The following is an 8869-nucleotide window of genomic DNA, read 5'->3' on the forward strand; positions in this document are numbered from 1 at the left end:
CCGCGTTCCTGGCCGCCGTGGTCAACGAACGTCAGACGCGTGATGCACGCCGGGCGTTCGCGGCAGCCCCTGCTGCTGCGCCTCTGCCCCACCCCGCTCCGCTCCCGCACCACACTCCCCCGACTCATCCCGTTGAGGCGTCCCACCCCGCTCCCGCGCAGGTCGCCCCTGCCCGGGCCGTCGGGCGGGACGGTGCGGCGGCGGGTCCCGGGGCGGAGGCGGTGCGGCGGTCCACGGGCGGCTTCGCTCCGCCCGCCTAAAGGTTGTTGCAGAACGTCTGGGATAGGGCATTCCTCTTGTATGGGTGGGGTGTTGCGGGCTGAGTCATTGTGGGTGGAGACGTTCACTGGCTTGCGGATGGGGCGGTTCGAGAAGTTGGTGAAGGTAGTACGGGAGCGGGGCGGAAACGGTCCCGGTGGAGGGCGCCCGTGGTGCCTGCCACTGGCGGACCGGGTCCTCCTGGTGGCCGTCTACTACCGGACCAATCTCACGATGCGCCAGCTCGCCCCGCTCTTCGGGATCTCCCCGGCCACCGTCTGCCGGGTCATCCATCGCCTGCGGCCGCTCCTCGCGATCGAGCCGGCGCCGCGGCCCGTCGCTGACGTCGAACGGTTGTGGATCGTGGACGGAACCCTCGTCCCGGTCCGCGACCGCAAGGTCGCCGCGTCCTCCCGCAACTATCGGTTCTCAGCGAACGTGCAGGTCATCATCGATGCGGACAGCCGCCTGGTGATCGCCTCAGCCCGACCCGTCCCCGGGAACAAGGCCGATGCCCACGCCTGGCGGGAATCGGACCTGCCCGCCATCGCGGCCGGGACAACGGTCATCGCAGACGGCGCCTACCTGGGCACCGGCTTGATCGTCCCGCACCGCAGAAGAGCCGGACGCCCACTTCTGCGCGGCCAGGAGGAGGACAACGCCGAACATCGGCGCGTCCGCGCCCGCGTCGAGCACACCTTCGCCCGCATGAAGAACTGGAAAATCCTCCGCGACTGCCGCCAGAAAGGAGACGGACTCCACCACGCCGTACAAGCCATCGCCACGATGCACAACCTCGCCATGACAGGCTGAACCAGCAGGTCAAACGCCATCCCGACCTGCCCACACCCACCCTTCTGCAACAACCTTTAGGGCGTGTTTCGAAAGTAGCGTCGTCCGCCCGAAGTGCGGGCCCGGCGGCGTCTGGTGCGTGCGATCGCAAGGCGCGGAAAGGGTCTCGTAGCGGAGCTACTAGGGCATTTCCGCAACGCCGCGAGCGTGCGTGCCAGACGCCGCCGGGCAGGCGGGACTTTCGAAACACGCCCTAGGTGTATTGCCCTGCAGCGTTGTTGACGCGGCTGATCGGCGGGTGTCCGTCGAGTGCGGTGTGGCAGCGGTGGTGGTTGTAGGTGTGCAGGAAGTCTGCCAGGGCCAGGGATCGTTCGTCGTTGCTGGTGTAGGGCCGTAGGTAGGCCCATTCGTCGAGCAGGGTGCGGTTGAAGCGTTCGACTTTGCCGTTGGTCTGGGGCCGGTAGGGCCGGGTGAGTTTCCCGGTGGCTTCCAGCTTGGTGAGGGCTGCTTTCCAGGCGAGGCCCTTGCGGTAGGCCCAGGCGTTGTCGGTCAGCACACGTTCGATGCGGGTGATGCCGTGGCTGTGGAAGAACGCGGCCGCGCGGGTGAGGAAGTCCGCGCAGGTCGCGACCTTCTCGTCGGGGTGGATCTCGCTGTAGGCCAGGCGGGAGTGGTCGTCGACGGCGGAGTGGACGTAGTCGAAGCCCATCTGGCTGCGGGTGGCCCGGCCGGCCTGGCGGCCAAGGGTTTTGTGTCCGCCGCCATCGGGGATCCGTCCGAGCTTCTTCACGTCGACGTGGATGAGTTCGCCGGGCCGTTCGCGTTCGTAGCGGCGGATCACTGTGCCTGTGGGGCGGTCGATCCAGGCCAGCCGGTTCAGCCGGTGCCGGGTCAGGATGCGGTGGACGGTCGAGGCGGGAAGGCCCAGGATCGGGCCGATCCGGGCCGGTCCCAGCTTGCGGTCGGTCCGCAGGCGGCACACCCGGGCCTCGACGTCGGGCGAGGTGCGGTGCGGTGTCGTGAGCGGCCTGCTGGACCGGTCGTGGAGCCCAGCCTCACCCTCGGTCCGCCAACGGTGCATCCACTTGTGCGCCGTAGCCCGAGAGATTCCCATCTCGGCTGCCACATGCGCGACAGGACGGCCCGAACAGACACGTTCGACCAGCAGCCGCCGACCGAAAACAGTCAGCCGGGCATTACGGTGGGACACGAAGACCTCCGTGCGGTGTGTTCCTAGACAGCTCCACCACACCGGAGGTCTTCGTCGTGTTCAAGACCTGCCGAGTGTCAACAACGCTCGTGATCAATACACCTAGGGCCCTGTCCGGCGTCCTTGATCCGGCCGGCAGGCCCTACCGGTCCGAGGGCGGGGACTCCAGCTCTTCGAGCTCGATGCCCGGGGCCGAGAGGACGACGTCTCCGGCGATGTGAACGGTGTGCTGCTCACCGGTGTCCAGGGCGCTGACCTGGTACGCGTCCACGTTCAGCGGCCCGTTGTCAGTGGGGTGCGCTTCACTGTTCACCAGGGCCCAGGACTGGTCGACGGTACGGGGGGCGAGCACCGGGTCCGTGAAGGTGACGACGCGGACCCGGGTGGCCGGAGAAGTGGGGGTGAGACGCAGCAGCCGTGCGGTGGCGACGAGGAATGCGGGGGACGTGCCGCTGAAGGCGTGGGCGCGGACATTGCCTTCGGTGGCGTGGGTGCCGCTCGGGTCGGTGCGCACCCAGGTGACGCCTTCGAGGGCGGCGCCGCGGACCTGCCAGCTCGCGGCGTGGAGTTCGAGGCGAATGGGGCGGCCGAGCTCGTCGAGGGTGAGGTCGACGGATCCGAGGTGATCGCCGGACGGGGCGGTCGTCTGGGAGACGTAGCGCCAGCCCGAGGGGCCTGGTGCGCAGTGGAAGTGTTCTTCACCGAGGGGGGTGTGGTCGTGGAGATCGTGGAGCGAATATCGGCCGCGTGGCATGGGGTCCTTCGGGTTCCTCGGGCTGTGCGGGTGCGGTACGGCGCAGGCCCCCGGCACGGGGGTGCGGGGGCCTGCGTTCGTAGCTGCTGCTGAGTCACCGGGTCTGCGGACGCGCGCGCGTCCGCAGACGATGCGGGGTCTGCCGGTGGCCGGTCTTCACCGACCGGTGGTGAGCGTCCAGGTCACCGGCAGGCCGTCGCGAATGGTGACGGTGTCAGTAGCGGTAGTGGTCGGACTTGTACGGGCCCTCGACCTCGACGCCGATGTAGGCGGCCTGCTCGGGGCGGAGCGTCGTGAGCTTCACGCCGAGCGCGGCGAGGTGGAGGCGGGCGACCTTCTCGTCGAGGTGCTTGGGCAGCACGTAGACGTCGGTCGGGTACTCCTCGGGCTTGGTGAACAGCTCGATCTGGGCCAGGGTCTGGTCCGCGAACGAGTTGGACATCACGAACGACGGGTGGCCGGTCGCGTTGCCCAGGTTCAGCAGGCGGCCCTCGGACAGCACGATGAGGACCTTGCCGTCGGAGAACGTCCAGGTGTGGACCTGCGGCTTGACCTCGTCCTTGACGATGCCGTCGATCTTCGCCAGGCCGGCCATGTCGATCTCGTTGTCGAAGTGGCCGATGTTCCCGACGATGGCCTGGTGCTTCATCCGGGCCATGTCGGCGGCCATGATGATGTCCTTGTTGCCCGTCGTGGTGACGAAGATGTCGGCCTGCTCGACGACGTCGTCGAGGGTGGCGACCTGGTAGCCGTCCATCGCCGCCTGCAGTGCGCAGATCGGGTCGATCTCGGTGATGATCACTCGGGCGCCCTGGCCCCGCAGGGACTCCGCGCAGCCCTTGCCCACGTCGCCGTAACCGCAGACGACGGCGGTCTTGCCGCCGATCAGGACGTCGGTGGCGCGGTTGATGCCGTCGATCAGCGAGTGGCGGCAGCCGTACTTGTTGTCGAACTTCGACTTGGTGACCGCGTCGTTGACGTTGATCGCCGGGAACAGGAGGGTGCCGTCACGGTGCATCTCGTACAGCCGGTGCACACCGGTCGTGGTCTCCTCCGTGACACCACGGATCTCGGAGGCCAGCTGGGTCCACTTCTGCGGGGACTCGCCCAGCGTGCGGTTCAGCAGGGTGAGGATGTACGCGTACTCCTCGCTGTCCGCGGTCGACGGGTCCGGGGCAGCGCCGGCCTTCTCGAACTCCACGCCCTTGTGGACGAGGAGGGTGGCGTCACCACCGTCGTCGAGGATCATGTTCGGACCGCCGGTGGGGGTGTTCGGCCAGGTCAGCGCCTGCTCCGTGCACCACCAGTACTCCTCCAGCGACTCGCCCTTCCAGGCGAAGACCGGGACGCCGGCGGGGGCGTCCGGGGTGCCGTCGGGGCCCACCGCGATCGCCGCGGCGGCGTGGTCCTGCGTGGAGAAGATGTTGCAGGAGGCCCAGCGGACCTCGGCGCCGAGGGCGACCAGGGTCTCGATCAGCACGGCCGTCTGCACGGTCATGTGCAGCGAACCGGTGATGCGGGCGCCGGCCAGCGGCTGCGCGGCGGCGTACTCCTTGCGGATCGACATCAGGCCGGGCATCTCGTGCTCGGCGAGGGTGATCTCCTTGCGGCCGAAGGCTGCGAGGGAGAGGTCGGCGACCTTGAAGTCCTGTCGATTGGCGACCGTCGTCATAACGGGCTGCTCCTCGTGATGGGTCGAGGGTGGGTAGGGCGGCTCTGCGGCACGCAGTGGGCACACGAATGCCCGGGCGGTTCCGCAGCGCAGTCCGTCGGAGGCCCTCTCTCCCTCGGCCGGTCCGGCGTACGGACCGATCGACCGCCATCAGCAGCGACGTCTGACACTGCCGACGAATCTACACCGAACGGCCCAGCCGCTCCCAGTCCACCGGGTCCGGAAGCGGCCTCATCGGCGTATCGGAGGCGGTCAGTGACCGGAATCCGTCGGGTCGGCCGGAGTGTCGGGGGCATCGCCCGGAGTGCCGTCGGCCGTCGGGCCGGCCGGAGTCGCGCCTGGTGCTCCGTCGGGTGTCCCGCCCAGCGCCTTGGCCGGGTTGACGCCGGCCGCGGCCGCCGCCGCGTTGTAGATGTCCGGCTCCAGGTAGATGACACGCGCGATCGGGACGGCCTCGCGGATGCGGGACTCCGCGGCGTTGATGGCGTTGGCGACCTCGGCTGCGGTGTCGTCGTGCTGAACCGCGATCTTGGCGGCGACCAGCAGTTCCTCGGGGCCGAGGTGGAGCGTACGCATGTGGATGACGCCGGTGACGGTGTGGCCGTCGACGACCGCCGCCTTGATCTTGTCGACCTGGTCGGTTCCGGCGGCCTCACCGAGCAGCAGGGACTTGGTCTCGGCTGCCAGGACGATCGCGATGACGATCAGCAGGATGCCGATGCACAGGGTGCCGATGCCGTCCCACACACCGTTGCCGGTGCCGAGGGCCAGGCCGACACCGGCGAGCGCGAGGACGAGGCCGATGAGCGCGCCGAGGTCCTCGAGCAGGACGACGGGGAGTTCCGGGGCCTTCGCGCGGCGGACGAACTGGGTCCAGGAGAGCGAGCCGCGGGTCTCGTTGGACTCCCTGATCGCCGTACGGAAGGAGAAGCTCTCGGCGATGATCGCGAAGACCAGGACGCCGACCGGCCAGTACCAGGCCTCGATCGCGTGCGGGTGCTTGATCTTCTCGTAGCCCTCGTACACCGCGAACATGCCACCGACCGAGAACAGGACGATGGAGACGAGGAAGGCGTAGATGTAGCGCTCGCGCCCGTATCCGAAGGGGTGCTGGGGGGTGGCCTCGCGCTGGGCCTTCTTGCCGCCGAGCAGCAGCAGTCCCTGATTGCCCGAGTCGGCGAGCGAGTGGACGCTCTCCGCGAGCATCGACGACGAGCCACTGAACAGGAACGCCACGAATTTGGCCACTGCGATCGCGAGGTTGGCGGCGAGCGCCGCCACGATCGCCTTGGTTCCGCCTGACGCACTCATGGGTGCCTGGTGTCCCTTCGTCGGTGCTGCGGCTCCGGCGGCCGCGGTACGGCCGGACATTGTTGCAGTCGCTGGTGCGGACGGTACGTCAGGCCACCACAGTGGCACGGAACACTGTGCCCGTACCGGACACTTCGGCCTTCTCCCCGGCCGGTACGAAGACCGATTCGCCCGGCTTCAGGCCGAGTTCGCCGGCCTTCGGCGTGCCCGCCGTGCAGAGCAGGATCTGGGGTGTGGCCGCGGTGAGGTCCACGGGGGCCGCGCCCGGTGAGAGGTCGAAGCGGGAGAGCCTGAACTCGTCGACCGGCGTCTCGTACAGCTCCTCGCCGGACGGGGAGGCCTCGGGCCGCAGGATCCCCGGTTCGGTCGCCTCGAAGCGGACGATGCGCAGGAGTTCGGGTACGTCGATGTGCTTGGGGGTCAGCCCGCAGCGCAGGACGTTGTCCGAGTTGGCCATGATCTCGACGCCGAGGCCTTCGAGGTAGGCGTGCGGAACACCGGCACTCAGGTACAGGGCCTCTCCGGGCTGGAGTTGTACGTAGTTCAGCAGCATGGCCGCCAGGACGCCGGCGTCGCCGGGGAAGTGGTGGGCGATGCGGGCGTACGGGGCGTAGGCGCCGCCGATCCGTTCGGCGGCGGCAGCCGTGGCCACGACCGTCTCGGCCATCTGCGCCGGGTCCGCGGTGAGGATCGCGGTGAGGACCTCGCGCAGGGCGGCCTCTTCCGGGTGGGCGCGCAGCAGATCGGCGTACGGCTTGAGGGAGTCGACGCCCAGGCCCTCCATCGCCTCGGCCGCCTCGACGGGCCGGCGGAAGCCGCACAGGCCGTCGAAGGGGGTGAGGGCGCAGATCAGTTCGGGCTTGTGGTTGGCGTCCTTGTACGTGCGGTGGGGCGCGTCGATCGGAACGGACCGGCTCTCCTCGTCCGCGTAACCCTGCTGTGCCTGGGCGAGGTCGGGGTGGACCTGGAGGGAGAGCGGGGCTCCGGCGGCGAGCAGCTTGAGGAGGAAGGGAAGACGGGGGCCGAACTTGTCGACGGCCGGCTGGCCGAGCTCCCCGGCCGGGTCGGCGGCGATGACGTCGGTGAGCGCTTGTTCGGCAGGGGGCGACGACGGGGCGACCGATGCTTCGGACGCGGAACCGGCGCGGGTTATCCGGGACGGGGCTCCGGGGTGGGCGCCCAGCCACATCTCCGCCTGCGGCAGGCCGGTGGGGGCGACCCCGAGCAGCGTCGGGATGAGTGTGGTGGAGCCCCAGGCGTACGGGCGGACGGTGTTGGAGAGCCGGTCCATGGAATTCGTCCTCGTGCTGTGTGGGATGCGGGGTGCGTGTGGGGGGGTGCGTGGGTCGCGACGGTCTGTGTGAGGGGCCGGCCGTACGTGCGGTGTCCTGGGCAGCACTGCCTGGGGCCGGGGCCGGGTGTCACATGGTTCAGCCGCGTCCCGAGGCGAGGGCCAGGTAGACGGCGGCGAAGTCCGTGACCGCGAGGAGCTCGGCGAGGGCTTCGAGCCTGCTGCCCTCCTCCGGTTCCAGCTCACTGATCGCCGTGTCGTGGCCCAGGGCGAGCTCGCGGGCCGCGGGGGCCGCGCTCAGGCCGCCGGTGGGCCGGTCGCGGAGCAGGACGACCCGGGCGTGGAGGGGTTCGGACTCCTCGACCCGGTCGCGGAAGAAGTCGTCGGGGTCGGCCCCGGCCGCGAAGGCACCGGCCAGCAGGCCTCCATGGGCGGGGAGCGCCTCGGGGAGTTCGGCCGCCAGGGCCGGACGGCCGGAGAGCTCGGCCAGGACCGCGGCGAAGCGGCGTCCTACCGGGCCCGCGGCGTCGCCCTCCGTCCAGATGAGGGGCAGGCTGTCCGCGAGTTCGGCGGCCAGGGTCTTGGCCGGGTTGCCGTACGTGGCGATCGCCGGTCCGCAGCGCTCCGCCGTACGGTCCAGGCGGTCGGCGACGCCTTGCAGCGACTCGGCGGGCGCGGTGACCAGGCCGACGCGGTCGAGCAGGGCGAGCAGCGGGGTGAACAGGGCCCACAGGGTGCCGGGGCCCGCGGCCGAGGTCTCGGCGTCGTACTCGCCGTGCGGGGCGGAGGCCATCGGCACGACGAGGCCGTGCACGCCGTCGATCGCTTCGCGCAGGGGGGACTGCCGGGGCGCCACGGCCACGACGGTGCAGCCGCGGCGGTACGCCTGCTCGGCGAGGAGTGCGAGGCCCGGTTCGGATCCGTCCGCCGTGATGACGAGGAGCAGGTCGACGGAGCCGGCCCAGCCGGGCAGCGTCCATCGCATCGCGCCTGCGGCGGGTGCGACGCCTGTCGGGTGGATACGCGTGACCGGGGCGGAGGCGCCGGCCAGGGCGCCGATCAGATCGGCGACGCCGGATGCGGCGGTGCCGGAGCCGGCGACCAGGACGGCGCGCGGGCGGCCCTCCGGGTTCAGCTCGGTGATCCCGGCCTCCGTCGCGTGCCGGGCGGCGGTACGGACCCGGGCCCCGGCCTCGGCGGCGCCGCGGAGCAGACCGCGGCGGTCGGCTCGGGCCAGGGATTCCGGGGCGTCGAGCAACGACTCGTCGAGCATGGGGACGGTCCTCCGATCACGTGCCGATCACCGTGCGGGGTGTGGGGCTGGTGTGGGGCCCGGTTACGCGGGGCGGCGGGCCTCGTCGACGAGGAGGACGGGGATGCCGTCCCGTACGGGGTAGGCCAGGCCGCAGTCAGCGCCGGTGCAGATCAGTTCGGGGCTGTCGGCCGCCGACCGGTCGTCGAGGGGGGAGTGACAGGCCGGGCAGGCCAGGATCTCCAGGAGGCCGGCTTCGAGCGGCATGGGTGGGTGTCCCTTCGGGCGGACGGGCGGGGCGGGCATGGAGTGCGGTGTTGCGGTGCGGT

The 8869-nt window shown here is 70.4% G+C and carries 8 protein-coding genes and 1 pseudogene; 2 read left to right on the forward strand and 7 right to left on the reverse strand.

The window, feature by feature from the left end; translation table 11 throughout:
- Window positions 1-260, forward strand: a pseudogene (locus tag JGS39_RS32475) (RDD family protein); the annotation flags it as partial.
- A 40-nt stretch (window positions 261-300) separates the two neighbouring features.
- Complete coding sequence (locus tag JGS39_RS32480; protein ID WP_219573332.1) at window positions 301-1071, forward strand: transposase; 771 nt, start codon at window positions 301-303, stop codon at window positions 1069-1071.
- A gap of 232 nt (window positions 1072-1303) precedes the next feature.
- Here JGS39_RS32480 and JGS39_RS32485 read toward each other — a convergent pair whose 3' ends face one another.
- The 7 genes from JGS39_RS32485 to JGS39_RS32515 all read right to left on the reverse strand — a co-directional run bounded on the left by JGS39_RS32485 (window position 1304) and on the right by JGS39_RS32515 (window position 8807).
- Complete coding sequence (locus tag JGS39_RS32485; protein WP_219573333.1) at window positions 1304-2260, reverse strand: IS481 family transposase; 957 nt, start codon at window positions 2258-2260, stop codon at window positions 1304-1306.
- A gap of 142 nt (window positions 2261-2402) precedes the next feature.
- Entirely contained in the window at window positions 2403-3014 is a 612-nt protein-coding gene (locus JGS39_RS32490) for a hypothetical protein (RefSeq protein ID WP_219573335.1), read from the reverse strand.
- 214 nt (window positions 3015-3228) lie between these two features.
- Complete coding sequence (gene ahcY, locus JGS39_RS32495; protein WP_219573337.1) at window positions 3229-4686, reverse strand: adenosylhomocysteinase; 1458 nt, start codon at window positions 4684-4686, stop codon at window positions 3229-3231.
- 252 nt (window positions 4687-4938) lie between these two features.
- On the reverse strand, window positions 4939-5997 hold the full coding sequence (locus JGS39_RS32500; protein ID WP_219573339.1) for a cation diffusion facilitator family transporter: 1059 nt from the start codon (window positions 5995-5997) through the stop codon (window positions 4939-4941).
- A gap of 88 nt (window positions 5998-6085) precedes the next feature.
- Entirely contained in the window at window positions 6086-7288 is a 1203-nt protein-coding gene (gene manA, locus JGS39_RS32505; protein WP_219573341.1) for a mannose-6-phosphate isomerase, class I, read from the reverse strand.
- Between the two features lie 139 nt (window positions 7289-7427).
- Window positions 7428-8561: an SIS domain-containing protein gene (locus JGS39_RS32510; protein WP_219573343.1), complete on the reverse strand. Its 1134-nt coding sequence runs from the start codon at window positions 8559-8561 to the stop codon at window positions 7428-7430.
- A 63-nt stretch (window positions 8562-8624) separates the two neighbouring features.
- Window positions 8625-8807: a Trm112 family protein gene (locus JGS39_RS32515; protein WP_219573344.1), complete on the reverse strand. Its 183-nt coding sequence runs from the start codon at window positions 8805-8807 to the stop codon at window positions 8625-8627.
- Between the last annotated feature and the right edge of the window lie 62 nt (window positions 8808-8869).

The sequence above is a fragment of the Streptomyces poriferorum genome, assembly GCF_019399235.1.
Taxonomy (GTDB): Bacteria; Actinomycetota; Actinomycetes; order Streptomycetales; family Streptomycetaceae; genus Streptomyces; species Streptomyces poriferorum.